Genomic DNA, 25,800 nt, shown 5'->3' with positions numbered 1-25,800 from the left:
CCTGAACGGCAAAGGCCCTTCCGATCGGGAGGGGCCTTTATCCGTTACATCAAGGGCTTACGCTTTGGCGTTATTGTGCTTGCGTCCGACCCATTCCTTGGCCGTTTCGACAGCAACAGCTGCATCGCGGCAGTAAGCATCCGCACCAATGGCTTTGCCGAATTCTTCGTTCAGGGGGGCACCTCCGACCAGTACGATATAGTCATCTCGGATGCCTTGTTCGATCATCGTGTCGATCACGACTTTCATATAGGGCATCGTCGTGGTCAGCAGGGCGGACATGCCAAGGATATCCGGCCCTTCGGTTTCCATCGCTTCGAGGTAGGCTTCGACCGAGTTGTTGATGCCAAGATCTACAACTTCAAAACCCGCACCTTCCATCATCATCGACACGAGGTTTTTACCGATGTCGTGGATGTCGCCTTTGACCGTGCCAATCACCATCTTGCCCACGCGCGGCGCGCCGGTTTCGGCCAGCAGCGGCTTGAGGATCGCCATGCCGCCCTTCATTGCGTTTGCAGCAAGCAACACTTCGGGGACAAAGAGGATGCCGTCCCGGAAGTCTGCGCCAACGATGGTCATGCCGCCGACCAATGCTTTGGTCAGGACATCGTAGGGAATCCATCCGCGTGCAATCAGGATATTAACGCCTTCTTCGATCTCTTCGCGCAGACCGTCGTAGAGATCGTCAAACATCTGCTGAACAAGTTCTTCGTCGTCCAGATCGGCAAGGATAATTTCGTCTTCATCCGACATAGTCGTTCCTCATCGGTTAACTCACCCGCGCGGGCTTGTGCCTTTTTGTCACACAAGCGCAGAAAGCTTCGTGCTTATTGCGACAAACTCGGCACCGCGTGCGACGCTTTTGGTTGATCAGAAATTACGCCCGATCGTCCTGTAAAACAATGGGTTGGGGCAATATACTTGACCATGTTCCTAATTTGTTCCAAAAGATTTAGATGGATCAGGCGCACCTCAAATACAGACTGCCCGGACGCGGCACAGCAAGCAACCAATTGGGCCGGTTCGAGCCGTTGACAGTGGAAGCCGTGGCCGACGGATGGGACGGTGATGGCGATCCGTTGCCTGTTTTGCGTACGCAGGTCAGCGTTGAAGTGCCGCGCAGTGTGATCAGCTATAACCAATCGCCAGACCTGCCGTTTGACCGGTCGATCAACCCCTATCGCGGGTGTGAACATGGGTGCGTTTATTGTTTCGCGCGGCCAAGCCATGCGTATCTGGGGCTGTCGCCGGGGCTGGATTTCGAAACACGTCTGATTGCACGTCCAGACGCGCCCGAGGTTCTAAAGCGCGAACTGGCAGCTAAGAAATATCAAGTGGCACCGATTGCGATAGGAACGAATACAGACCCGTATCAGCCAATCGAGCAGGATCACCGGATTATGCGGTCGTTATTGGAGGTTCTGTCGGAGGCCAATTATCCCGTCGCCGTTGTAACCAAGGGCAGTCTGATCGAGCGGGACATTGATATTCTATCGGATATGGCCGCGCGCGGGCTGTGCCGTGTCGGGGTGTCGGTAACAACTCTGGATGCTCGGTTATCGCGATTGATGGAGCCTCGGGTACCCGCGCCAAAGCGACGATTGCAGATGATCAAACGTCTTGCGGCAGCGGGAATTCCCGTGCGTGTGATGGCGTCACCTATGGTGCCTGCGTTGACCGACCCTGAGCTTGAAGCGATTTTGCAAGCCGGGCGTGATGCCGGTGCCGTTGCTGCCAGCTGGATCATGTTGCGGCTGCCACGAGAGGTATCGCCTTTGATGCAGGACTGGCTGGCGACGCATTACCCCGATCGCGCGGGCCGGATCATGGCGCGCCTGCGCGAGATGCACGGAGGGAAGGAGTACGACGCGAATTGGCACCGACGAATGCGCGGGGAAGGCCCCTATGCCGAGATGATCGCGCAGCGGTTCGTTTTGGCCGTTAAACGTTTAGGGCTGGATACGCTGCTGCCGCCAATGCGGTGCGATCTGTTTCGCCCGCCCAAACGGGCGAGCGCGCAGTTGGATCTGTTCAGGGATTAACCCCGGCGGCGGCCACGGCGCGGCGCGCGGGTGGGGCCTTCGCCATCTGTACCATCGCTGGCCGAGGAAAACGGACCAAGCGCTTCGACGATCTGTTCCAGCGTGGGAGCGTCGCCCTTGGGACGGCTGTCGAGTGCGGCGCGCATATGCACCAGATGTTCTGGCATGGTGCCACAGCAACCGCCAATGATCGACGCGCCGCAATTGCGGGCCATTTCGGCGTAATCGGCCATCAGTTCGGGCGTGCCGTCATAGTGGATGTGGCCTTCGACGTATTTGGGGATGCCGGCGTTGCCCTTGGACACGATTGGCGTTGGCATGCCTTTGGACGCGAAACCAAGCACGGTGCGCAGCACGTCCGACGCGCCGGTGCCGCAGTTCGCCCCATAGGCCAGCGGGCCGTAGTCGAGGTCATGCACCATGTCGACCATCGCTTCGGATGTCATGCCCATCATCGTGCGGCCTGCGGTGTCAAAGCTCATCGTGCCGACCCAATCAAGGCCCGCAAGCTTGAACCCTTCGGCGGCGGCGCGGTATTCTTCGGGGGCGCTAATTGTTTCAAGCCAGCCCACATCGGCACCACCGGCTTTCAGCCCGTCCGCAGTTTCGTGAAACATCTCGACCGCCAGCGCGTGAGTAAGCGGGCCAACCGGCTCCATGATTTCGCCGGTGGGGCCGACGGACCCTGCGACGATCACCTTGCGACCTGCCTTGTCTGCGACTTCACGCGCCAGCTCGGCAGAGACGCGGCTCAGCTCATGGGCGCGTTTTTCGGCGTTGTGCAGTTTCAGACGGGAGGCATTCGCGCCAAAAGAGTTGGTCAGGAAGATATCGCTGCCCGACTGAACCGCACCTTGATAGAGCTTGATGATGTTCTGCGGCTGTTCCGTGTTCCACATCTCTGGCGCGTCACCGGACATCAGGCCCATGTTGAACAGGTTCGTGCCAGTGGCACCATCAGCCAGCAGCGTGCCTTTTTCAGCCAGAAGGTCGGTAAGGGGATTGGACATGAAAAGCTCCGCTAAAGGGGTGATTTTGCCGTTTCTCACAACAACTGGCATGAAGCAACTTCATTATTCTCATGATGGTCATGAGGCCGCGCCATAGTTTCTACGTACATGGCTGCCATGAGGGCAGGGCGCGTGCTTGCGCGGCAGGGGCGCTTGGACTATGTGACAGGCTAGAAAAGGCCGATGGGTATTCCAACCGGTCCGTTGTCTGGAAGGGATGTGCATGGCCCGTCGCACGAAAATCTATGAAGGTACGGCAAAGATCCTCTATGAGGGGCCGGAACCGGGGACGATTGTCCAGCACTTCAAAGATGACACAACCGCCTTTAACGCCGAGAAAAAGGCCGTGATCGAGGGCAAGGGCGTGCTGAACAACCGTCTGTCCGAATTCTTTATGACGGGCTTAAACAATATCGGCGTGCCGACGCATTTCATCAAGCGTCTGAACATGCGCGAACAGCTGATCCGTCAGGCAGAGATCATCCCGCTTGAGATCGTGGTGCGCAACTATGCCGCTGGTGATCTGTCCACGCGGTTGGGGATCGACGAAGGCATGCAATTGCCGCGCCCGATCGTGGAATATCACTATAAGAACAATGACCTTGGCGATCCGCTGGTCACCGAGGAACATATCGCGGCCTTTGGCTGGGCCGGCCAACAGGACATGGAAGACATCCTGAGCCTGTCACTGCGGGTCAATGATTTCATGTCCGGCGTGATGATGGCGGTAGGGATCCGGCTTGTGGACTTCAAGATTGAGGTCGGGCGCATCTACGAGGGCGATTTCCAGCGTTTAATTGTCGCCGACGAGATCAGCCCAGACAGCTGCCGTCTGTGGGATATCGAAACCGGGCAGAAGCTGGATAAGGATGTATTCCGCCGTGATCTGGGGTCGCTGACGGATGCCTACACCGAAGTCGCCCGACGTTTGGGGGTCATGCCCAAGACGTCGACACCGATGATGAAACCGACGTTAATCAACTAGGCTGATGTCGGAGATGAGTTTATTTTGCAAAATGAAGCAGGGGGACGCGCCATGAAAGCACGGGTGCATGTGATGTTGAAGAACGGTGTTCTGGATCCGCAAGGCGAGGCTGTGCGCCACGCGCTTGGGGCGATGGGCTTTGATGGCGTGAACGGTGTGCGTCAGGGCAAGGTGATCGAGCTGGACCTGAACGACGGCGCGACGCAGGCGGATGTCGAAGTAATGTGTGAAAAGCTGCTCGCGAATACGGTGATCGAATCCTATACAGTGGAGATGGGCTGATGCACGCAGCGGTCATCGTTTTTCCGGGTTCTAACTGTGACCGCGATCTGGCGGTGGCTTTTAAGGCGGTCGGTGCCAAAGTGTCGATGGTCTGGCATAAAGATACCAGCCTGCCCGACGGGGTCGACTTTGTCGGCGTTCCCGGTGGGTTCTCTTACGGGGATTATCTGCGCTGCGGCGCGATTGCGGCGAACTCTCCGATTTGTCGCGAAGTGGCGGCCCATGCGGAGCGTGGCGGCTATGTGGTGGGCATCTGCAACGGCTTTCAGGTGCTGACCGAAACAGGTTTGCTGCCCGGTGCCTTGCTGCGCAACGCAGGCCTTAAATACATTTGCCGCACCGTGCCATTGCGCGTGGCGACGGCGGACAGTGATTACACCTCGGGGTATGATGCCGGCGCGATGATCGATATCCCGATTGCGCACCATGACGGCAACTACTTTGCTGATGGCGATACGATCGCCAAGCTGCATGGCGAGGATCGCGTTGCCTTTACCTATGGCGACAACCCCAACGGGTCGCAGTCGGACATTGCAGGTATCCTGTCGTCCAACCGTCGTGTGCTGGGGATGATGCCCCACCCTGAACGCGCGGCGGACGCGGGGCATGGTGGCACGGACGGGGCGGCGCTCTTCCGCGCATTGGCAGGGTCTGTGGTCACAGCGTGACTTGAGTGCCACGGTGAGGACGCGTAGATTGCCGGCATGTTCCGGTCTGCGTCCTCTCGTGAAGCCACTTTATCTGTCAGCTGGCGCGTCCGGCTGGCGGTTGCTTTGCTATTGGTCTTTGCGGTTGTCACGATTTCGATCACCAACAAGCTGCTGACGGACCGTTTTACCGAAAGCACGCGCAATCGCGCCGAGCTTCGGATCGCCCTCTACAGCGGCAACCTGCTGGCAGAACTGCGCCAGAACGCGATTGTACCGCAGTTGTTATCGCGCGACCCCGCCTTGATAGAGGCGCTGACCCGATCTGATTACTCCCTATCGACCCAGCGGTTGATCTCTTTTGTAGAGGAAATCGGGGCTGCCTCCTTGATGCTCTACGACATCGACGGGCGCACGGTCGCCGCGACCGACCGCAACCGGCTGGGGGCGTCGCACCGCCAAGAAGCGTATTTCGTGGATGCGTTACGCTCTAATTCTACTGTCTTCAGCGTGATCCCCCGCGATACCGGTGGCTATCGTTTTTTCTATTCACGCCGCATCCACGAGGCAGGGACAAACCTTGGTGTAATCGCGGCCGAAGTCGATTTGCAGCGGTTCGAGCGGGCGTGGGCGGGTATTTCGGACGCGGTGATCGTGACCGACAGCACCGGCGATATCATCATGGCGACCGAACCGCGCTGGCGCGGCTTGACCGAAAGCGAAGCGTTGTCGAACCAGACACCGCAAAGCGCGATCGAACGGGCCATCAAGGCCACCGCCGACTGGACCGCACTGCCTGCCGATGCGTATCTGCAAGGCGAGGCGGTGATGCGTCTATCGTCGCGGATACCGTTCCGGGGTTGGCGGATCACCAGCTATACCACCTATGCCTCTGTGCGCGAAAAGGTGAACGGGGTGCTCGCGCTTGAGGTGATGGGCTTTGCGATCCTGCTGGCGTTGACGTTTTATGCCCTCAGCCGTCGGACGGCGGGGCGCGCAGCATTGTTCCAGCGTGAATCCGCAGAACTGCGCGCATTGAACGCGGCGCTGCAACGCGAGGTGGCGGAACGCAAACGAGTGCAACAAACACTGGCCGTGGCCGAGCAAACGCTGGAACAATCAAGCAAGCTTGCTGCCTTGGGCGAAATGTCGGCTGCTGTCAGCCACGAATTGAACCAGCCTCTGGCGGCAATGAAAACCTATTTGGCGGGGGCACGGTTATTGATGCAGCGCAACCGGCTTGAGGAAGCGCTGGCCTCTTTCGGGCGTATTGACGATCTGATCGAACGTATGGGGGCCATCACGCGGCAGCTCAAAAGCTATGCGCGCAAGGGTCAGCAGCAGTTTTCCCCCTTTGATATGGAGGAAGCCCTTGGCTCTGCCTTGTCAATGATGGAGCCGCAGCTACGTCAACGTCAGGTGCAGATCAATCGTATCCTCCCGTCAGACCCGGTGCAGGTGATGGGCGACCGCATGCGGATCGAACAAGTATTGGTCAATCTCTTGCGCAACGCATTGGATGCCACCAAATCGGAACGAAACCCGACGGTAGAGATTATACTATCAGCGGGTGAAACGGCGACGCTTACCGTGCGCGACAATGGCCCCGGGATCGAAGATCTCGATAGCCTGTTCGAGCCGTTTTATACGACCAAACAGCCCGGCGATGGTGTCGGGCTGGGGCTTGCGATCTCGTCGGGTATTGTATCCGATCTGGGGGGCAGGCTGACAGCCCGCAACGGCCAGCATGGCGGTGCGGTTTTTGAAATGCAGCTGCCCATCATGGACAGCACAGAGAAGACACAGGCGGCAGAGTAAACCAATGGCTCAGGTAATGAAAATCGCGATCGTTGATGATGAACAAGACATGCGTCAGTCGATCAGCCAGTGGCTGGCACTGTCAGGCTATGACACAGAGACCTTCGGCAGCGCCGAGGATGCACTGAAAACACTGGGGCCGGATTACCCCGGTATCGTGATTTCCGACATCAAGATGCCCGGTATGGGCGGGATGCAGTTTCTGAAAAAGCTGATGGGCACCGATAGCGCCTTGCCCGTAATTATGATCACTGGCCACGGCGATGTACCGATGGCAGTAGAAGCCATGCGCGTCGGCGCGTTTGATTTTCTGGAAAAACCATTCAATCCCGACCGGATGAGCGAGCTGGCCAAGAAGGCGACCAACGCACGCCGGCTGGTGATGGACAACCGTGCCCTGCGCCGTGAGCTGTCGGATGGCAGTCAGCTGATGAAAAAGCTCATCGGAGGCTCGCCCGTGATGGAACGCCTGCGCGAGGATATTCTGGATCTGGGGCAGGCCGATGGTCACGTGTTGATCGACGGTGAGACCGGTACAGGCAAGACACTGGTGGCGCACGCTTTGCATGCTGTCGGCTCACGCGCTGGTAAAAAATTCGTCTTGGTCAGCTGCGGCGCGCTGGAAGAAGACGCACTGAGCAAACGTTTGTTCGGGCCGATGATGCCTGAAGATGCCCAGCTTCCCGCGATTGAAGAAGCACGCGGTGGGACTTTGGTGCTAGAGGGGATCGAGGCGCTGAGCGAGACGCTGCAGGCGCGGTTACTAAGTGCCATCAACGATCAGGGCACGCCTGCGGAAACCCGGATCGTTGCGATTTCAAACCTGCAAGAGGCCGGACGCACGTCCGAAGATGCGCTGCGCTCTGATCTGTTCTACCGACTGGCTGCTTTGCGCATCACCGTGCCGCCACTGCGCCAACGGGGCGAGGATATCCTGACGCTCTTCACCCGTCTGTCCGAAGAATTCGCGGATGAATATGGCTGCGAGACGCCGCAGGTTTCCGCGCAAGAGGCCGCGCAACTGTTGCAAGCGCCTTGGCCCGGGAACGTGCGCCAGTTGATTAATGTGGCCGAACGCGCTGTGTTGCAGTCGCGTCGCGGGTCCGGTTCTATTGCATCGTTGTTGATGTCCGACCACGAAGAGATGCAGCCGGTGATGACCACGGACGGCAAGCCGCTGAAAGAATATGTCGAAGCGTTCGAGCGTATGTTGATCGACAACACCATGCGCCGGCACAAAGGGTCCATTGCGAGCGTTATGGAAGAGCTCTGTCTGCCACGCCGGACCCTGAACGAAAAGATGGCAAAGTACGGCCTGCAACGCTCGGATTATCTCTGAGCGCTGCAAACGGGGCGAGGTCAGCCAAGTCGCGTTTCGATCAACTCACGTGCTGCACCGGTTTCATCGGTGTAGCAGGTCCAGGACGGGCTGCCGGGCAGGTCAATGATATGCTGGCCAGTTTCGACGATCGGGATGGTCGTGTTGATTGTTGCGCCTGAAATCCCCGTGTGCGTTTCTACTGCGCGGATGCAGCTGCGTTTCGAGGGGCCCTGAGGATCACTGCTGCCTGTGGCGCTCATGTCTTCGCAGGCGGCCAGCGCTAAAAACGGGAGGCAAAGCACTGTGCGCAGGGAAATATGCATTCGTATCATCCTTATGTGTCTCATTTTTGTGCAAACGTCAGGCAGCACGCAGCGCGGCGTAATCCCGCTGACCGAGCATTTCTCATAGCGCAGACCCTTGTCAAGCAAGGGCGCAAGGCGTGGGTGCAGCTTCTACCATTGCGTAGCTGTAGAACCGCAATACGCGATTTCCCATTGTCATTTGGTCCCTTCTGCCGTTAATTGTAGGCAGGGCTGTTTACCTCTTTGGATGGCAAACCAGACCCCAGACAGTTTCGATGCCTCGGTTCCCCGGCATGTGGTGACCAGGCAGACCGATTAGGCCCTTAAAAAAGGCTCAAGAACCGCTGACGATTAGGCCGTGCCTTTGCTCGGTCAGTTGCAGTTAATTAATGGATATGGGGGCGCGTTACGCAGCACCCATGTCGGAGAAGAACCGCGATGACGCGCGCAGACGCCAAGAGCAGACAGACAGGCGGCCTTTGGGGCCCTGTTGAAGCCGCGTCACCCATCGCCCTGACAAGACATACCCTGCCTCGCAGCGTCCCACCGGGCTTGCTGTCTGCGCAGCTGTGCAAAATGGATTTATGCCTAAGAAAATGCTTATCGATGCCACCCACGCTGAGGAAACTCGCGTTGTTGTGGTCGACGGAAACAAGGTCGAGGAATTTGACTTTGAATCAGAGAATAAACGCCAGCTAGCTGGCAATATCTACCTCGCGAAAGTCACGCGGGTTGAACCTTCGTTGCAAGCGGCGTTCGTGGATTATGGCGGCAACCGTCATGGTTTCCTCGCCTTTTCAGAAATTCACCCTGATTATTACCAGATCCCCGTCGCCGACCGTTTGGCGCTGATGGAGGAAGAGCGCGCCTACGCCGAAGCGCAGGCCGCCAAAGAAGACGAAGACGAAAAGCCCAAGCGTCGGACCCGTTCGCGCAGCCGTAGCAAGACCAAGGCCGAGGACACCGTGTCTGATGACGCGACTGTCAGCAAAGACGCGGACACCACAGACAGCGATCAGATTAACGGCATGGAGACCGTGGATCTGGACGACGAGGAGGGCTCCTCTCCGATGGAGCGGGTCGGTGAAACGCCCGTCGAAGAGCCTGCGCAGGATGGCGACACCGCCGCTGACGAGAAATCCGAGGCAAGCGGCGACGCGGCCCAGTCCGATGACACTGATCGCGATGACAGCGATGATGCGGATGACGGTGACGACGATCCCAAAGCCAATGACGCATCCTCCAGGGATGACAGCATCGAATCCGTGGCGGATGACGATGACCACGACGATCTGCGTACTGCCCGCAAGCCACGTCCCAAGCGTTACAAGATCCAAGAAGTTGTAAAAGTCCGTCAAATCCTGCTGGTGCAGGTCGTAAAAGAAGAACGCGGCAACAAGGGTGCGGCACTGACAACCTATCTGTCGCTCGCCGGCCGGTACTGCGTCTTGATGCCCAACACTGCACGTGGGGGCGGCATCAGCCGCAAGATCACCAACGCCGCAGACCGCAAGAAGCTGAAAGAGATCGCGAACGAAATTCAGGTGCCCAAGGGTGCCGGTCTGATCGTACGCACCGCGGGCGCACAGCGCACCAAAGCAGAGATCAAGCGTGACTATGAATACCTGCAGCGCCTGTGGGAACAGATCCGCGAGCTGACGCTGAAATCCATCGCGCCGGCCAAGATTTACGAAGAAGGCGACCTGATCAAACGGTCGATCCGCGACCTTTATAACCGCGAGATCGACGAGGTGTTTGTCGAAGGCGAACGCGGCTACCGCATCGCCAAGGACTTCATGAAGATGATCATGCCGTCCCACGCCAAGAACGTGAAGCTTTACAGCGAAACGCTGCCGTTGTTTGCACGCTATCAAGTCGAAAGCTACCTGTCGGGCATGTTCAACCCCACGGTACAGCTGCCTTCGGGCGGGTATATCGTGATTGGTGTGACCGAAGCGCTTGTTGCGATCGACGTGAACTCGGGCCGGGCCACGAAAGAAGGCTCGATCGAACAGACCGCGACCAAGACCAATCTTGAAGCCGCTGCCGAAGTCGCACGCCAGCTGCGTTTGCGCGATCTGGCCGGTCTAATCGTCATCGACTTTATCGACATGGACGAGCGTCGCAACAACGCCGCCGTCGAAAAGCTGATGAAGGACAAACTGAAAACCGACCGCGCGCGCATTCAGGTGGGTCGCATTTCGGGCTTTGGCCTGATGGAAATGTCGCGCCAGCGTCTGCGTCCCGGCATGATCGAGGCGACGACACAGCCGTGCCACGCCTGCCACGGCACTGGTCTGATCCGGTCGGACGACAACCTCGCACTGTCGATCCTGCGCCAGATCGAGGAAGAAGGCACACGCAAACGGTCGCGCGAAGTGCTGATCACCGCGCCCGTGGGGATCGCCAACTTCTTGATGAACCAAAAGCGTGAACATATCGCCCATATCGAAGGGCGTTACGGCATGTCTGTGCGCATCGAAGGCGACCCCGCTTTGGTCAGCCCGGACTTCACGCTTGAAAAGTTCAAGACCGCGACGCGGGTTGTAACGCCGATTGAACATGTGGTGTCGGTGGATACATCTATCATGGACGAGGTCGATGATATAGATCTTGACGTCGCTACCGAGGCCGACGCCGAGGTTGAAACAGCCGACGCGGAGCCCACGAATAATGACAATGGCGCGCAGAACCAGCAGGGCGGGTCGGACGATGACAACGATGCCGAGGGTAAACCCAAGCGCCGTCGTCGGCGTCGGCGGCGTCGGGGTGGCAAGGCCAACGGCGATGATGCGGCCAACGGTGACAACAATGATACCGATTCCGATGGTGACAACGATAGCTCCAGCGATGCGGATAAATCGGACGCCACCGTAGAGGCGAAAGCCGACGTTCCTGCAGCGGCGACGAACGAGGACGCCACACAGCAGGACAAACCCAAGCGCACCCGCAGCCGGACCCGCAAACCCAAGGCGGATGCCGCGGCAGAAGCAACGGTTGATACTGACGCCAAGACTTCCGAGGCCGCTGATGCGGCAGCTTCGGATGCTGACAGCGCAGAAGAAGCGCCCAAGCCCAAGCGGACCCGCACGCGCAAGCCCAAAGCTGCCCCCGTCGATGCCGCTAAAGACGCGCCAAAGCCCGAGGAAACGCCTGCTCCGCAAGAGCAGCCAGCCCCCGAGCCCAAGCCAGAACCAGAGGTAACACCCGACGCGCCGACGCCTGAGCCCGCAAAGGAACCGACGCCGATCCCGACGCCGGAACCGACCCCCGCGCAGCCGTCGCAGCCTGCCGAGGTAGAGCCGACACCGGCCCCGACCGAGTTGCCCGACAGCACCCCGACTGAAATCCCCGCCGCGCAGGAAATTCAGCCGGAGCCCCCCATGACCGAGGTGCCGCAGCCTCAGGTGGCCCCGCAGGCTCAGCCCGCAAAACTCGCCAAGCCAAAGCGGCGCGGCTGGTGGTCCTTGGGCGGCTAAACCGCGCGTTCGTCGGGACGACACTTTGAAACGACAAAAGGCAGACCTTCGGGTCTGCCTTTTTTGTTTTCGATTAAACCTGCGTTTACTTTTTTCGGATTACATAAGCCTGCGGCGTTTGGTCCATCAACGCGGTTTCAAGGCTGTGACCGGCCTCGGCGCAGAAATGGGGTATGTCGATAATCGCGGCTGGATCATCTGCGTGGACCGTCAGCAAATCGCCAGAAGCCAGTGATTGCAGTCGTTTACGCGCCTTAAGGACGGGAAGGGGGCACAGCAGCCCTGTCGCATCGAGAAAGTTTTTATCTGTCATAAGTCTCAAATAGGCGACATGTTTCAGCGCGTCCACAACCTTGTGACAGGGTTCACGCGCAACAGCAGGTGACGCGCTGGACAAAGCAGATTAAGGCTTGGGTCATGTTTGGATTTGACCTGATCGACGCGGGACTTTTGCCCGCCATACTCATCGCGCTGACCGCAGGGATCATCAGTTTTCTGAGCCCCTGCGTTTTGCCCATCGTGCCCCCGTACCTCGCCTATATGAGCGGCGTGACCTTGAACGACATGTCGTCGGTCGCAGCTGCGCGACGCAAGGCGGTGATTGCGGCGCTGTTCTTTGTCATGGGGCTTAGCACAGTCTTTTTAATCCTTGGTTTTACCGCGTCTATTTTTGGGGCGTTCTTCCTCCAAAATCAGGTTCTGTTCGCGCGACTGTCTGGCATTGTCGTCATCATCTTCGGGCTGCACTTTCTAGGCGTGTTCCGTATTCCGTTTCTGGACCAAGAGGCGCGTCTGGATGCTGGTGATAAGGGCGGCACGTCGTTTGGTGCCTATATTCTGGGCCTCGCTTTCGCTTTTGGCTGGACGCCCTGTATCGGGCCACAGCTTGGTGCGATCCTGTCACTTGCGGCTTCCGAAGCATCGGTCACGCGCGGTACGCTTTTGCTGGGGGTCTATGCGGCTGGCTTGGGTATTCCGTTCTTGCTGGCTGCGATGTTCATCACCCGCGCCACACAACTGATGAACCGGATTAAACCCTATATGCGACTGATTGAACGGGGCATGGGCATCTTGCTGATCGTGGTCGGGCTGGCGTTGCTGACAGGCGCATTCACGACTTTCTCGTTTTGGCTTCTGGAAACATTTCCGGCCTTGGGATCCTTGGGTTAAGCGCCTTACTCTTGCCGGAAAACCTGTTTAAGCTGCGGTGAAATACAGGGTGAACGATGGCCGAGAATATAGAGCAGACAGTCAAAACGCGACGGGTTTTCTATATCCCCGGCTATGACCCCATTCATCCGCGCCGCTACCGCGAGCTTTACCGCAAGGAAGGCGGCGAACAGGCGCGGATATCGGATTATCAGATCGCCTTATCGCCCAAGACGGGGGGCGGGAACTATGGCTGGAACGTCGCCGCGCATATCGATGGTGTGGATGTAGAGACCACGGTCGAGGTGCTGGTCTGGTCTGACATCGTGCGCATCTCCATGAGCAACTCGATCCTCGCGACCTATGGACAGCTGGTGCAAACGGCGTGGGTGTATATCGCCTCTGGAGCGCTGTGGCGGTTGATGCAGTTGCGCAAGGGGCCGGTGATCGCGGCGCTCTATCCGGTGGGGATGCTGCTGCTGCAACTGCTGATCGCTGTACTTGCGGGCAAGCTTTTGTACACCACGTTGACCTTCTTTGGCGGGCCCGCGTGGTTCAAGGGCATCGTCGCCGCCCTTGGTGTGGGCCTTGGTTGGCAGGTGCTGCGGTGGTTCAAAAAGCATGATGGCAAGTTTTACGCCTATTATCTAATGCACGACTACGCCTTCGGGGCTGCAACCCGGGGGGCAAACCCGCCCGCGCTTGAAACCCGTATGACCGAATTTGGCGACGCAATCGTTCAGGCGCTGAAGTCTGACGTGGACGAGGTGCTGGTCGTGGGCCATTCCTCGGGGGCGCATCTGGGGGTGTCGATCCTTGCCGACCTGATCCGCGCGGGCAGGGTACCGGCAGAGGGACCGAAACTGGCCTTTATGAGCTTGGGGCAGGTAGTCCCAATGGTGTCTTTCCTACGGGACGCACACCGTCTGCGCGCCGATCTACGCTATCTGTCGCGATGCGTCGGGCTTACCTGGATCGACGTGACTGCCCCCGGCGATGGCTGCGCCTTTGCGCTGTGCGATCCGGTTGCAGTGTCGGGCGTGGCCCCCGAAGATAAACGCTGGCCGCTGGTGTTTTCAGCGGCCTTCACACAATCGCTGACCCCGGCGCGTTGGAAAGCGTTGCGCTGGCGGTTCTTCCGGCTACATTTCCAATACCTCTGTGCCTTTGATGCGCCCAAGGATTATGACTATTTCCAGATCACCGCAGGTCCGCATAGCCTTGCAGAACGCTATGCTGGACGTCCCGCGTCGCGATCCCGCATCGTGAAACCGGTGAATAAATTCACCTCGACCGCGCCATGACACTGCCGCCCAAACCTGAAAGCCGGCCCGCGAAAGTGTCTTTGTGGCGCTATGCCAAGCTATTCCGCCAAGACATCTTATCCGCTCAACCTGCGCGGCTGTATCGTGCGTGGATGGCGGAATTCAAAACGCCATTTTTCCGAAGCTATCTGATCAACCAGCCCGATCTGATCCAGGACGTGCTCAAGACGCGCCCCGACGACTACCCCAAATCCAACCGGATCGGCGAAGGGTTACGGCCACTGCTTGGCAATTCTGTTTTTCTGACCAACGGTGAAACCTGGAAACGACAACGGCGCATCATCGACCCTGCGTTTGAAGGCGGGCGATTGCGCGAAACATTCCCCGCGATCTGGGACGCGGCAGAGGCAGCGGCGGCCCGGCTGGCCCCCCATGACGGTGAACCCCTAGAAGCCGAAGCGCAGACGAGCCACGCGGCAGCGGATGTGATCTTTCGCACGCTGTTTTCGATTCCCATCGAACACCATATGGCCCGCGAGGTCTTTGACGAATTCAAAACCTACCAGCGCAGCCAGCCGATCCTGAACATCGCGGCATTTGTGCCGCTGCCGCGTTGGCTGCCACGTCTGTTCCGACAAGATACAAAACGCAGCGCTGCCAAGATCCGGCAGTTGATCACCGCGCTGACGGCCGAGCGGATGGAGGCGATCAAGGCAGGCACTGCCCCCGACGATCTGGCGACCAAGATTATGACGACCCCTGACCCCGAAGACGGCTCTACCTTCACCACGGAGGAGATGGTCGATCAGGTTGCGATCTTCTTTCTTGCGGGCCACGAGACGAGCGCGTCGGCGCTGGCCTGGGCGATGTATCTGGTCGCGACCCATCCCGACTGGCAGGACCGTTTGGCCAAAGAGGCGCAGGTGATCGACCAGTGTGATTTTGCTGTTATGGGCAAGCTCAAGCAAAGCCGCGATGTCTTCCGCGAGGCGCTGCGGCTTTATCCCCCTGTGCCGATGATGGTGCGCGAGGCAAGTTGCCCCGCGACTTTTCGCGATCGCCAAGTGGCGCGGGGGGCGCAAGTGGTCATCAGCCCGTGGCATCTGCATCGTCACGAACGCCTGTGGGACAACCCCGACGGGTTTGATCCGGCCCGATGGCACAGCGAAAACGGCAAGAAATGCCAGCGAGAGGCCTATCTGCCGTTCAGCGCCGGTGCGCGGGTCTGTCCGGGCGCAGGGTTTGCCATGGTCGAAGGACCGTTGATCCTGTCGCGTATCTTGCGCGACTACCGCATTGAGGTTGTCGGCGAAAAGCCCCCTGTTCCCGTGGCGCATCTGACGGTTCGGTCAAAAGATGGCATTTTGCTGCGTTTTGTCCGGCGCTAACGATATATCATCGCGGGCATAGATGCGCTAAACGGACACACGACGGAATCAATAAGGGCCAGGATCATCATGACCACGACAGACGCACAGCGCACACAAATGGAAACAGGGCAGGGATTTGTGGCCGCATTGGACCAGTCGGGCGGATCGACCCCAAAGGCGCTAAGCCTCTATGGCGTTGAACCTTCTGATTATTCCGGCGACGCCGAGATGTTTCACGCCATGCACGACATGCGCGCGCGTATCATTCTGGCCGATGATTTCACCTCTGACAAAGTTCTGGGCGCGATCCTGTTCGAGCGCACGATGGACAATTCGATCAACGGCAAACCCGTGGCACAGCTGCTGTGGGAAGACCGCGGCGTCGTGCCCTTCCTCAAGATCGACAAAGGTCTGGAAGACGAATCAAACGGCGTGCAGCTGCTGAAACCCATGCCCGAGCTTGCTGATCTGCTGGCGCGCGCGAAAGCCGCTGGTATCTTTGGCACCAAGGAGCGGTCGGTCATCCAATCCGCTAATCCCGAAGGCATCGCGTCGGTTGTGGCGCAGCAATTCGCCGTCGCTAAAACCGTGTGCGCCGCCGGTCTGGTGCCGATCATCGAGCCTGAGGTGAACATCCATTCGGACAGTAAAGCGGAATGTGAAACGATTCTGAAGTCCGAGCTTGAAAAGCATCTCGCCGAGCTTTCCGCCGACGAACCGGTGATGCTGAAAGTCACCCTGCCAGAGACCGCAGGCCTTTACGACAGCCTTGCCGATCTGCCGAATGTGCTACGTGTCGTTGCGTTGTCGGGCGGGTATTCGACTGAAGACGCCTGCGCGCGTTTGACCCAGAACCCCAAGATGATCGCCAGCTTTTCGCGGGCGTTGACAGAAGGGCTGAACGTCAAGATGACCGATGCCGAGTTCAACGCAGCATTGGGTCAGAACATCACCAAGATCTACGACGCATCCGTCGCCTAAGATTTTTTTGAAGACTAAAAAATAGGGCCGGTGTTTGATTGCGATCAGACGCTGGCCTTTTCGTTTGCCTCGAGCTTGAGTGCCCTACGAGGCTGACAGACGCTCCTTGAGCGCACGCAAGACGTAGACGCGGATCGCAGATGCCAATCCTGCTTCCACGCCGCGTTCGGCATCTATCTGTGCCACCAGCGCGTTGATCGGCATGTCCATCTCTTGCGCGAACCTGCGCAATTCATGCCAGAATTCATCTTCCAACGAGATCGACGTGCGGTGACCCCGAAGGGTCACCGAATGTTTTACAGGTCTCGCGCTCATGTTTCGCGCTTGTGAGCTTCCAAATTGCGCGCGATTTGAGCCAGACGTTCTTTCAGAACTTCCTTCTGGTCCTTCTTTTGGCCGAACTGCACTGAATTTTCATCAGCGCGGGCCTTTCGAGATGCGCGGTTGCGCTCTTTCTTGACCTTGTTGAGATTGATGGGGGCGCTCATTCTTTTGGTCCGATCATTTGCTCCGGCCGCACCACGCGGTCGAATGTTTCGGCATCGACAAAGCCCAAGGCGATTGCTTCTTCCTTGAGGGTCGTGCCATTTTTGTGGGCAGTTTTCGCAACTTTGGTCGCGTTGTCATAGCCGATGGTAGGGGCCAGCGCTGTCACCAGCATCAGGCTTTCTTTCATCAGCTTGTCGATTCGTTCGATATTTGCTTGCGTGCCAACAACCATATTGTCGGTAAAGGCCGACGCGCTGTCGCCCAAAAGCTGCATGGATTGCAAGACGTTATAGCTCATCATCGGGTTATAGACGTTAAGCTCGAAGTGACCTTGCGACCCTGCAAAGCCGACCGCCGCGTCATTCCCCATCACGTGGGCACACACCATTGTCAGCGCCTCGGCTTGCGTCGGGTTCACCTTGCCTGGCATGATCGACGATCCTGGCTCGTTCTCGGGCAGGATCAATTCGCCCAGACCGGAACGCGGGCCGGAGCCCAGCAAACGCATGTCATTGGCGATCTTGAACAGCGATCCGGCCACGGTTTTCAACGCACCCGAGAACATGACCATAGCGTCATGGGCGGCCAGTGATTCAAACTTGTTCGGGGCGGTGACAAAGGGCAGGCCGGTAATGTCAGCCATATGCGCCGCCACGGCCTCGGCCCAGCCTTTCTTGGTGTTCAGGCCGGTGCCGACGGCGGTCCCGCCTTGGGCCAGTTCGTAGATGTCGGGCAGACAGGCGTTGACCCGTTCGATGCCTTTTTTCACCTGATGCGCGTAGCCAGAGAATTCCTGCCCCAAGGTCAGCGGTGTCGCATCCTGCGTGTGGGTCCGGCCGATCTTGATGATGTCCTTAAATTCTTCAGACTTTGCAGCCAGCGCGTCGTGCAGTTTTTGCAGACCGGGCAGCAGCACATCGCGGGCCTGCATGCCGATGGCCACGTGCATCGCTGTGGGGAATGTGTCGTTTGACGACTGCCCCATGTTGCAGTGGTCATTGGGGTGTACCGGATCTTTCGACCCTTTCTCACCACCCAGCATTTCAATCGCGCGGTTCGAGATGACCTCGTTTGCATTCATGTTCGACTGCGTGCCCGAACCCGTCTGCCAGACAACCAGCGGGAAGTTGTCGTCGAATTTACCCTCGATCACCTCGGTCGCGGCGGCAGTGATCGCATCGGCCAGTTTCTGGTCCAGATTCCCCTGATTCAGGTTTTCCATCGCGCAGGCTTTTTTCACCACGCCAAGGGCACGGATGATCGGCACGGGCTGTTTTTCCCACCCGATAGGGAAGTTGATGATCGACCGCTGCGTCTGTGCGCCCCAATATTTATCGGACGGCACTTCCAATGGGCCAAAGCTGTCGGTTTCGGTACGGGTATCGGCCATGAAAAGGCTCCTGATCTTGGGCTTATGTCTGATCAGGGTTTACCCCGCGGGGGGCAGCGGTGCAATGAGACGATGGCGCTAACCTCGAGGCTAGCGATCGCTGGCCGACCGATTACTTGCGGAAGCTGTCGAGCGATACGACTTCAGCGGCTTTTGGGGCTTCTTCTTCGACTTCAAGCTCGCTTTCGTCCTGCTGCGGAAGGTCTTCGTCCTCGTCCGACTGGCCGGGTTCTTGCTGTTCGAACTTCAGACCGAATTCTACCGACGGGTCCACAAAGGTCCGGATCGCGTCATAGGGGATATACATCGGTTCCGGCGCATCGCCAAAGTTCAACGTGACCGAGAAGCCTTCCTCGGTAACCTCAAGCTTGTCGTACCAGTGCTGCATCACAACTGTCATTTCGCCGGGATAGCGATCCGACAGCCAATCCGCCAGCTCTGCATCAGGGTGTGCGGTGTCAAAGGTGATAAAGAAATGATGGTTGCCGGGCAATCCATTGGCTGCAACGTCAAGTAATACCTGACGAATTAACCCGCGCATGGCATCGTGCATCAGATTGCCATACTCAATGCTTCGGCTCATTACTTCTTCTCCGGACCTTGTTGATGACAGTAGCATACGGCATTTCACACCAGTGAAAAGGGGGCGCAAAAATTTATAGCAAGAGGTTCCAGCCGAGCGCCAGCATCGCCGTCACTGCCATGGTCGACACAATGCCGAACCGAAAAGCCAACATCAACACGGCCGCAATCAACGTCAGCGCGCCGGCGATGGGATCAATGCTGGACCAATCAGGCAACGGCAGAGCAAGATGCGCCATAGGAAGCACGCGCTCGAACAAAACATGCAGCGCGAACCAGACGGACAGATTGGCAATTACGCCAACGACAGCGGCAGTAATCGCCCGCAACGCCCCCGCCAGACGAGGCTGCGCCGAGATAACCTCAAGATACGGTCCCGCGAGAAATATCCATAGAAAACAAGGTGTAAACGTGACCCACACCGTCAGAAAACCGGCAGATACAGCACCCCATGGTCCTGACTGGGCAAATCCCGCCAGCAGGGCGACAAATTCGGTGACCAAGATCAGCGGTCCCGGCGTGGTTTCGGCCAACCCCAAGGCGTCAATCATCTGCTCGGTGGTGATCCATCCGTGATCCTGCACGACGGTCTGCGCCATATAGGCCAGCACGGCATAGGCCCCGCCAAACGTCACCACTGCCAGTTTTGAAAAGAACAATCCGATCTGAAGCAGAAACTCATGACCCATCGCCCAGACGAACAGCAGCGATGATGCCCACAGCGTGCCCCAACCGGCGATGACGCCGATGGGGCGGGCAGGGTGTGGGGGTGCCGCGTCAATTTCTAAAGGGCGCGTGCCATCAGCAGCTCTAAAGGCCCCCCACAGTCCGGCGGTTAGAATGATCAGCGGGAAGGGCACGCCAAAGATAAACAACGCCACAAAGGACAGTGTGGCCAGTATCCAGCCCTCACGACCATGCAGCGCCTTACGTCCCAGATTGCGCAGCGCCTGCACGACAACGACAATCACAGCCGCTTTGATGCCCATAAACGCGGCCTGAACCAAAGGCATCTGCCCGAAATACGCATAGCCGAATGCCAACACCAGAATGACCGCCGCACCCGGCAACACGAACAGCAGTCCGGCCAGCAAACCGCCAAGGGTACCGCGCAGCCGCCAACCGGCGTAGGTCGCCAGTTGCATCGCTTCGGGACCTGGCAGCAACATACACAGGGAAAGAGCGCGCAAAAAGCTGTCTTCGGATAGCCATTGATGCCGGTCCACTAACTCGCGATGCATCAACGCGATCTGCGCCGCGGGCCCGCCAAAGGACAACACCCCGATCCGCCCGAACACACGCGCCATCAGGCGCATATCAGGGGCGCTCATCCGCATTGCTCGCTATTGTTGCGCATAAATACTCCCGACATTCTTGACGTCAGAGGTCGCAGTCCCCGAGCCCAAGGTCAAGCGCGCCAGCGGCTTCCAAATGGTGAAAAATCCTCGCCGAAGGCAGCACAACATACGTGTCAACCGGCACCGTCCCGTGCGACCGCAAGGTTTTAGAGAGAAATCAGAAAGTGGCGGGAGGGGTAAGTGCAGGTTTCTGTTGCCAGGTACCTGCGAACCCCGCCTTAGGTCGCTAAACGTAAGGACTTAAGTTTCAATAGTTCCGGTCGCTTACGCGGCCATCGCCATTGGAGCACGATTGTCATTTGCAATTGTACATTTTACGCCGATAACGGTGGCAGTCAGCCGAGATAAAGCTACATCTTTAGACGTTCGTCGATCCTGTTTCGACCCCATAATCCCCAAATGAAGGATGATTGGTGGAGTCGCCGGGTACCGCCCCCGGGTCCGAACCGCTTATTACATGCGCGTTTATACCCATAGTCCCTAAGGACAGTTCAGATATAAGGGACGTGGTTTTCTTTGCAAGGGGAAAGCCATGAAAATCCGCAGGTGCAGCGGCTACGGTGCCGCGTTCGGCTGCTTGGTGCGGCGGGCAAAGACGGTACGGGCAAGGGTCTGGGTCTCTTGTTCAAGCAGCGTCAGTCCGGCCGCGACGGCAGCAGCGTTGCGTGTCGTCATTGCGGTGGCGATCTCGCGGTGACGCGCGACGATTGCATCGCGGGACCACGCCGTGAAAGTAATCATGTTCATCAAAGGCTGCATCGCCTCGACCGCGCCAGCGAGCTGGTAAGACAGGACCGGGTTGCCCGCTGCGTCGACCAATGCGCGGTGGAATGCCACATCGGCAGCGCAAAACCCTGCATCTGACAGCGCCGGCGCGGATTGTGTGTCAAGCGCGTCCTGCATCGCCTTTAGGTGGCTGTCTTGCCTTCGGGCTGCCGATAAAGGCGCGCAGGCTCTCTCAAGTGCGAAACGGGCCTCGCAGGCGGTTTCAAAGCTGACGTCGTTCATTGACAAAAGTAGGGTAGAGGTCGTGATCTGCTGCGCTTGAGCGGCTTCAAAGCTAATGCGATTGACGAAAGCGCCGCCTGTCGCACCGCGTTGCGTGCGGATCAACGATTGCGCGGCCAACCGCTTGAGCGCCTCGCGTACTGTCGCGCGCGAAACATTGAACTGAGCTGAAAGCTCTGCCTCAGACGGCAGACGTTCGTCCACGATCAACACGCCCTTGATGATAGCATCGCGGATGTTCGCAGCAATTTGGCTGGACAAGTCAGAGGCGGTTTGTGGCGTGGTATTCATTTGTCTTACATTTATGGTTTGGAAAAACTTTAAATGTCTGACATTAATTTTGCAAGATGCGAGTCGGCGGTCAAAATCCGCTGCGTGCAGCTTGAACCTTCGGGACCGAGGGGCCAGCCCCTCGGGCTCCCCAGAGTTTACTGGCAAAATGAAGCGGGCCCTGAACGGCGGCCCGAGACAGGAGATATGATGTTTAATGCGTTGATGGTGAACAAAGATGAGGAAACCGGCAAGACCCATGCTGAAGTGACCCAGATTGACCTTGATCGTTTGCCCGAGGGTGACGTGACAGTTGCTGTCGAATATTCGACCGTGAACTACAAAGACGGGCTATGCATTGGCCCCGGTGGCGGATTGGTACGCAAATATCCGCACATCCCCGGTATTGATTTTGCCGGCACGGTCGAAGCATCCGACGATGATCGCTATAAACCCGGCGACAAGGTTGTGCTGACCGGTTGGCGCGTGGGTGAGGCGCATTGGGGCGGCTATTCACAAAAGGCGCGGGTCAAGGCCGACTGGTTGGTGCCTCTCCCCGAGGGGCTGGATACGCGGCAGGCGATGGCTGTCGGCACGGCGGGATTTACCGCGATGTTATCTGTCATGGCGCTGGAGGATCACGGGCTGGTATCAGGCAACGGGCCGGTTCTAGTCACAGGTGCTGCAGGCGGTGTCGGGTCGGTCGCAGTCGCGATACTTGCCAATTTGGGGTATGAGGTTGCTGGCGTAACCGGGCGTCCTGACACAGCGGACTATCTGAAATCTCTCGGCGTCAGCCAGATCGTTGCGCGCGAAGAGCTAAACGAAACCGTCAAGCGCCCGCTCGAGGCCGAAACCTGGGCCGGCTGCATTGATGCCGTCGGGGGCGAGATGCTGGCGCGGGTATTGGGGCAGATGAAATACGGCGGTTCGGTTGCAGCTGTTGGTCTTGCGGGTGGGGCAGGGTTACCCGCCACTGTCATCCCCTTTCTGCTGCGCGGTGTGAACCTGCTGGGCATTGATTCCGTTATGCAGCCCTACGAGAACCGTCTGCGCGCATGGCAGCGGGTCGGGAAAGACCTGCCGCTCTCCAAACTGGAAGATATGGTTGTGCCTGCAGCACTCAGCGATTTGCCAAAACTTGGTGCGGACATCCTGAACGGGCAAATCCGGGGCCGTGTGGTGGTCGATGTGAACGCCTGAACCGGCATTACCTGAGTTAAATCTACCGAGCGGCGGCCCCTGTGGGTCGCCGTTTGGCGTTAATAGGGACTGTTATGGTCTTGACGTTACGGGGGACGTGCTAGCTTTGCATCACCTTAACGCAAAGTTTGATATGTCCGACAACAGCCCCATTCTTCTTTGGTATCGCCGCGACCTTCGGCTGAGCGATCACCCCGCCTTGTCCGCTGCTGCGCAGTCCGGCCGTCCGGTTATTCCCGTCTTTATCAAGGATACCACGGTCGACGCCCTTGGCGCTGCGCCGAAATGGCGGCTCGGTCTGGGGCTCGGGGCGCTGGCCGACAGTTTTGACGCGATGTCCAGCAAGCTTGTACTGCGCGAAGGCGATGCGCTCGACGTGTTGCAGGCCCTCGTCAAGGAAACAGGCGCGGAAGCTGTCTATTGGTCGCGGCTGTATGATCCGGCGAGTTTACAGCGTGACAGCAAGATCAAAGAAACCCTGTGCGACCAAGGCGTTGATGCCAAGTCCTTTGGCGGACATGTGATGTTTGAGCCGTGGAGCGTAGAGACCAAGGCAGGCGATTGCTACAAGGTCTACACGCCGTTCTGGAACAACGTCAAAACCCGCGATGTTGAGCCACCGCTGGCCGCGCCGTCTGAGTTGTGCGCGCCGGAGGAATGGCCCGCAAGCGATGCGCTGGAAGGTTGGGGCTTGGCGGTCGCGATGAACCGTGGTGCGGATGTGGTGCGCCCCTTTGTTTGCCTCGGCGAAAAGGCCGCGCAGTCGCGGTTGGGGGGCTTTATGGCCCATGGGGTGGCCGAATATAAGCAAACCCGCGATATTCCTGGCACCGATGGTACATCCAACCTGTCAGAGAACCTGTCTCTCGGCGAGATCAGCCCGCACCAATGTTGGCACGCTGGCCAGCGCGCACTGCAGGATGGTAAACAAGGGGCTGAGACCTTCCTTAAAGAACTGGTTTGGCGCGAATTCGCGTGCCACCTGATGTATCACACGCCACGGATGTTGACCGATAACTGGCGCGAGGAATGGGATTCCTTTCCATGGAACGAGGACGAGCGCCGTGCCGAGGTTAAGGCCTGGAAACAAGGGCGCACGGGCGAGCCTTTTGTCGATGCCGCCATGCGCGAGCTGTACGTGACCGGACGGATGCACAACCGGGGCCGCATGATCGTGGCCAGTTATTTGACGAAACATTTGATGTGTCATTGGCGGATCGGCCAAAAATGGTTCGAACATTGTCTTATCGACTGGGATCCCGCGAGCAATGCGATGGGGTGGCAATGGGCGGCGGGGTCGGGGCCGGATGCCTCGCCTTACTTTCGCGTGTTCAACCCCGAGACACAGCTTGATAAATTTGATAAGAATAGGGACTATGCCAGCCGTTGGATCGCCGAAGGGCGGGCCAATCCGCATAAGGATGCGCTCGCGTTTTTCGATGCAATCCCGCGCAGCTGGCCCTTGTCAGCGCAGGATGACTATCCCGAAAAGATCATTGCGCTGGATGAAGGGCGTGAGCGGGCTCTGGAAACCTACAAGGGGCGAAACTTTTAACCCTTATGAAACGTGGATCACCCACGTAACCCCCATAAACCAATAAGATACGCGTCCAAGCGCATACAGGAGAGCGAATGATTTTGACCAGCACCGAGGGGCAGGCTGCCCTTCCTCGATATTTCTCGCGTGTTTTTGCGATGGCGCAAGAAATGCAAAATGGGCAGGTCGACTTTATCATGCCCGACGGGCGGTGCTTTCGCGCGGTTGGTCAGAATCCGGTCCCGGTTGCTGAAATCCGTATCCATAACAATGACTTGTTCGCCCGCCTTATCAGGGAGGGTGACCTTGGATTTAGCGACGCCTACCTCGATGAATGGTGGAGCACGCCGGACCTGCAGGCCTTTATGGACGTCGCCCATGCGAATGAGGACATTTACGACTCCTTTCCCGGTATGGGGCTGATCCGTAAATTTGAATCCCTGCGCTTCTGGTTGCAGCGCAACAGCAAAAAGCAGGCACGCAAGAACATCAGCTATCACTATGATTTAGGTAATGATTTTTACAAATTGTGGCTTGATGACACGATGACCTATTCCAGCGCAATTTTCGAAGACGGGGTCCAACAATCTCTGGAGTCAGCGCAGACAGCGAAATACGCCTCTATGGTGGATCAGATGGGGGTCGTGCCCGGGGATCACGTGCTGGAGATCGGCTGCGGATGGGGCGGTTTTGCAGAATATGCCGCTAAGGAGCGCGGGCTAAAGGTAACCTGTCTGACCATCAGTAAAGAACAGTTTAACTACGCCAAAGAACGGATAGAAAACGCAGGTTTATCAGACGTTGTTGAATTTAAGCTTCAAGATTATCGCGACGAACGCGGCAAATATGACGGTATCGCCAGTATAGAAATGTTCGAAGCCGTCGGCGAACAGTATTGGCCGTCTTATTTCAAGACATTGCACGACTGTCTTAAACCTGGATGTCAGGCAACCCTGCAGATCATCACTGTGCCAGATCGCCGCTGGAAGGTTTACAAGCGAGGCGTTGATTTTATTCAGAAATATATCTTTCCGGGTGGCATGCTCCCAAGCCCCACGGTGTTAAAGCAACAGGTTGAGAACGCCGGTTTAGCCGTTGAAAAGTCTATTGAGTTCGGGAAAAGCTATGATGTGACTCTGCGGCGTTGGCATCGGACCTTCAATGAGAAATGGGAAGAGATATCCCGCATGGGGTTCGATGAACGCTTTAAACGCATGTGGGATTTCTATCTGACCTCATGCGCGTCTACCTTTGACAGCGGCAATTGCGATGTGACACAGATCACTGTGAAACGCCCAGCCTAGGG

24 protein-coding genes and 1 other RNA gene are annotated in these 25,800 nt (G+C 57.9%); 14 read left to right on the top strand and 11 right to left on the bottom strand.

The features are described from left to right. Positions 1 to 57: 57 nt before the first annotated feature. Positions 58 to 756 carry a corrinoid protein gene (locus BLQ98_RS05500; protein ID WP_093732336.1) on the bottom strand — a complete coding sequence of 233 codons (699 nt, stop codon included), beginning with the start codon at positions 754 to 756 and terminating at the stop codon, positions 58 to 60. 203 nt (positions 757 to 959) lie between these two features. Here BLQ98_RS05500 and BLQ98_RS05495 point away from each other — a divergent pair, with 203 nt between their 5' ends. After that, a complete protein-coding gene (locus BLQ98_RS05495; protein ID WP_093732335.1) occupies positions 960 to 2,045 on the top strand; it encodes a PA0069 family radical SAM protein in 1,086 nt (361 codons plus the stop codon). On the opposite strand, the gene bmt is transcribed toward BLQ98_RS05495, so the two are convergent. After that, the gene (gene bmt, locus BLQ98_RS05490; RefSeq protein ID WP_005853702.1) at positions 2,042 to 3,055 is read right to left on the bottom strand and encodes a betaine--homocysteine S-methyltransferase; all 1,014 of its coding nucleotides are present in this window, start codon (positions 3,053 to 3,055) and stop codon (positions 2,042 to 2,044) included. The two genes, BLQ98_RS05495 and bmt, sit on opposite strands and share 4 nt — an antisense overlap. Before the next feature lie 223 nt (positions 3,056 to 3,278). Here bmt and purC point away from each other — a divergent pair, with 223 nt between their 5' ends. The 5 genes from purC to BLQ98_RS05465 are packed head-to-tail and all read left to right on the top strand — an operon-like array spanning position 3,279 to position 8,126. Further along, on the top strand, positions 3,279 to 4,040 hold the full coding sequence (purC, locus tag BLQ98_RS05485; protein WP_093732334.1) for a phosphoribosylaminoimidazolesuccinocarboxamide synthase: 762 nt from the start codon (positions 3,279 to 3,281) through the stop codon (positions 4,038 to 4,040). Between the two features lie 51 nt (positions 4,041 to 4,091). Beyond that, positions 4,092 to 4,322, top strand: coding sequence for a phosphoribosylformylglycinamidine synthase subunit PurS (gene purS, locus BLQ98_RS05480; RefSeq protein WP_093732333.1), 231 nt, complete (start codon positions 4,092 to 4,094; stop codon positions 4,320 to 4,322). Beyond that, positions 4,322 to 4,990, top strand: a complete 669-nt coding sequence (purQ, locus tag BLQ98_RS05475) for a phosphoribosylformylglycinamidine synthase subunit PurQ (protein WP_093732332.1) — start codon at positions 4,322 to 4,324, stop codon at positions 4,988 to 4,990. The genes purS and purQ overlap by 1 nt, the downstream gene beginning before the upstream one ends. A gap of 36 nt (positions 4,991 to 5,026) precedes the next feature. Next, positions 5,027 to 6,787 carry a sensor histidine kinase gene (locus tag BLQ98_RS05470; protein ID WP_093732331.1) on the top strand — a complete coding sequence of 587 codons (1,761 nt, stop codon included), beginning with the start codon at positions 5,027 to 5,029 and terminating at the stop codon, positions 6,785 to 6,787. A 4-nt stretch (positions 6,788 to 6,791) separates the two neighbouring features. After that, complete coding sequence (locus tag BLQ98_RS05465) at positions 6,792 to 8,126, top strand: sigma-54-dependent transcriptional regulator (RefSeq protein WP_093732330.1); 1,335 nt, start codon at positions 6,792 to 6,794, stop codon at positions 8,124 to 8,126. A gap of 20 nt (positions 8,127 to 8,146) precedes the next feature. Here BLQ98_RS05465 and BLQ98_RS05460 read toward each other — a convergent pair whose 3' ends face one another. Then, a complete protein-coding gene (locus tag BLQ98_RS05460; protein ID WP_093732329.1) occupies positions 8,147 to 8,431 on the bottom strand; it encodes a hypothetical protein in 285 nt (94 codons plus the stop codon). 566 nt (positions 8,432 to 8,997) lie between these two features. On the opposite strand from BLQ98_RS05460, the gene BLQ98_RS05455 reads away from it, so the two are divergent. Continuing rightward, positions 8,998 to 11,892 carry an Rne/Rng family ribonuclease gene (locus BLQ98_RS05455; RefSeq protein WP_093732328.1) on the top strand — a complete coding sequence of 965 codons (2,895 nt, stop codon included), beginning with the start codon at positions 8,998 to 9,000 and terminating at the stop codon, positions 11,890 to 11,892. Positions 11,893 to 11,977: 85 nt separating this feature from the next. Here BLQ98_RS05455 and BLQ98_RS05450 read toward each other — a convergent pair whose 3' ends face one another. Then, complete coding sequence (locus tag BLQ98_RS05450) at positions 11,978 to 12,205, bottom strand: sulfurtransferase TusA family protein (protein WP_093732369.1); 228 nt, start codon at positions 12,203 to 12,205, stop codon at positions 11,978 to 11,980. Between the two features lie 104 nt (positions 12,206 to 12,309). Between BLQ98_RS05450 and BLQ98_RS05445 the strand changes: the two genes are divergently transcribed. From BLQ98_RS05445 to BLQ98_RS05430, 4 genes are all read left to right on the top strand, one after another. After that, positions 12,310 to 13,062, top strand: coding sequence for a cytochrome c biogenesis CcdA family protein (locus BLQ98_RS05445; protein ID WP_093732327.1), 753 nt, complete (start codon positions 12,310 to 12,312; stop codon positions 13,060 to 13,062). 56 nt (positions 13,063 to 13,118) lie between these two features. Beyond that, positions 13,119 to 14,345 carry a hypothetical protein gene (locus BLQ98_RS05440; protein WP_093732326.1) on the top strand — a complete coding sequence of 409 codons (1,227 nt, stop codon included), beginning with the start codon at positions 13,119 to 13,121 and terminating at the stop codon, positions 14,343 to 14,345. Next, entirely contained in the window at positions 14,342 to 15,694 is a 1,353-nt protein-coding gene (locus BLQ98_RS05435) for a cytochrome P450 (protein ID WP_093732325.1), read from the top strand. Before BLQ98_RS05440 ends, BLQ98_RS05435 begins: the two co-directional genes overlap by 4 nt. Before the next feature lie 69 nt (positions 15,695 to 15,763). Then, complete coding sequence (locus BLQ98_RS05430) at positions 15,764 to 16,657, top strand: fructose bisphosphate aldolase (protein WP_093732324.1); 894 nt, start codon at positions 15,764 to 15,766, stop codon at positions 16,655 to 16,657. 84 nt (positions 16,658 to 16,741) lie between these two features. Here the strand turns inward: BLQ98_RS05430 and BLQ98_RS05425 are convergent, their stop codons facing one another. From BLQ98_RS05425 to BLQ98_RS05395, 7 genes are all read right to left on the bottom strand, one after another. Next, the gene (locus BLQ98_RS05425) at positions 16,742 to 16,972 is read right to left on the bottom strand and encodes a ribbon-helix-helix domain-containing protein (RefSeq protein ID WP_093732323.1); all 231 of its coding nucleotides are present in this window, start codon (positions 16,970 to 16,972) and stop codon (positions 16,742 to 16,744) included. Beyond that, positions 16,969 to 17,145, bottom strand: coding sequence for a DUF4169 family protein (locus tag BLQ98_RS05420; RefSeq protein WP_093732322.1), 177 nt, complete (start codon positions 17,143 to 17,145; stop codon positions 16,969 to 16,971). Before BLQ98_RS05420 ends, BLQ98_RS05425 begins: the two co-directional genes overlap by 4 nt. Then, positions 17,142 to 18,536: a class II fumarate hydratase gene (gene fumC / locus BLQ98_RS05415; RefSeq protein ID WP_093732321.1), complete on the bottom strand. Its 1,395-nt coding sequence runs from the start codon at positions 18,534 to 18,536 to the stop codon at positions 17,142 to 17,144. The genes BLQ98_RS05420 and fumC overlap by 4 nt, the downstream gene beginning before the upstream one ends. Positions 18,537 to 18,648: 112 nt before the next feature. Continuing rightward, positions 18,649 to 19,119: an SspB family protein gene (locus BLQ98_RS05410; RefSeq protein WP_093732320.1), complete on the bottom strand. Its 471-nt coding sequence runs from the start codon at positions 19,117 to 19,119 to the stop codon at positions 18,649 to 18,651. Between the two features lie 73 nt (positions 19,120 to 19,192). Then, positions 19,193 to 20,449, bottom strand: coding sequence for a chromate efflux transporter (gene chrA, locus BLQ98_RS05405; protein ID WP_093732319.1), 1,257 nt, complete (start codon positions 20,447 to 20,449; stop codon positions 19,193 to 19,195). 206 nt (positions 20,450 to 20,655) lie between these two features. After that, positions 20,656 to 21,002, bottom strand: a transfer-messenger RNA (tmRNA) gene (gene ssrA / locus BLQ98_RS05400). A gap of 29 nt (positions 21,003 to 21,031) precedes the next feature. Beyond that, on the bottom strand, positions 21,032 to 21,775 hold the full coding sequence (locus BLQ98_RS05395; protein ID WP_093732318.1) for a FadR/GntR family transcriptional regulator: 744 nt from the start codon (positions 21,773 to 21,775) through the stop codon (positions 21,032 to 21,034). 189 nt (positions 21,776 to 21,964) lie between these two features. On the opposite strand from BLQ98_RS05395, the gene acuI reads away from it, so the two are divergent. From acuI to BLQ98_RS05380, 3 genes are all read left to right on the top strand, one after another. Further along, positions 21,965 to 22,957 carry an acryloyl-CoA reductase gene (gene acuI, locus BLQ98_RS05390; protein ID WP_093732317.1) on the top strand — a complete coding sequence of 331 codons (993 nt, stop codon included), beginning with the start codon at positions 21,965 to 21,967 and terminating at the stop codon, positions 22,955 to 22,957. 133 nt (positions 22,958 to 23,090) lie between these two features. Then, positions 23,091 to 24,512 (top strand): cryptochrome/photolyase family protein, encoded by a 1,422-nt coding sequence (locus tag BLQ98_RS05385; RefSeq protein WP_093732316.1) that lies wholly within the window; start codon positions 23,091 to 23,093, stop codon positions 24,510 to 24,512. A gap of 77 nt (positions 24,513 to 24,589) precedes the next feature. Continuing rightward, positions 24,590 to 25,798 carry an SAM-dependent methyltransferase gene (locus tag BLQ98_RS05380; RefSeq protein ID WP_093732315.1) on the top strand — a complete coding sequence of 403 codons (1,209 nt, stop codon included), beginning with the start codon at positions 24,590 to 24,592 and terminating at the stop codon, positions 25,796 to 25,798. Positions 25,799 to 25,800: the final 2 nt, after the last annotated feature.

This window comes from Sulfitobacter litoralis (assembly GCF_900103185.1).
Taxonomy (GTDB): Bacteria; Pseudomonadota; Alphaproteobacteria; order Rhodobacterales; family Rhodobacteraceae; genus Sulfitobacter; species Sulfitobacter litoralis.
This window is presented reverse-complemented; position numbering and strand designations above follow the sequence as displayed.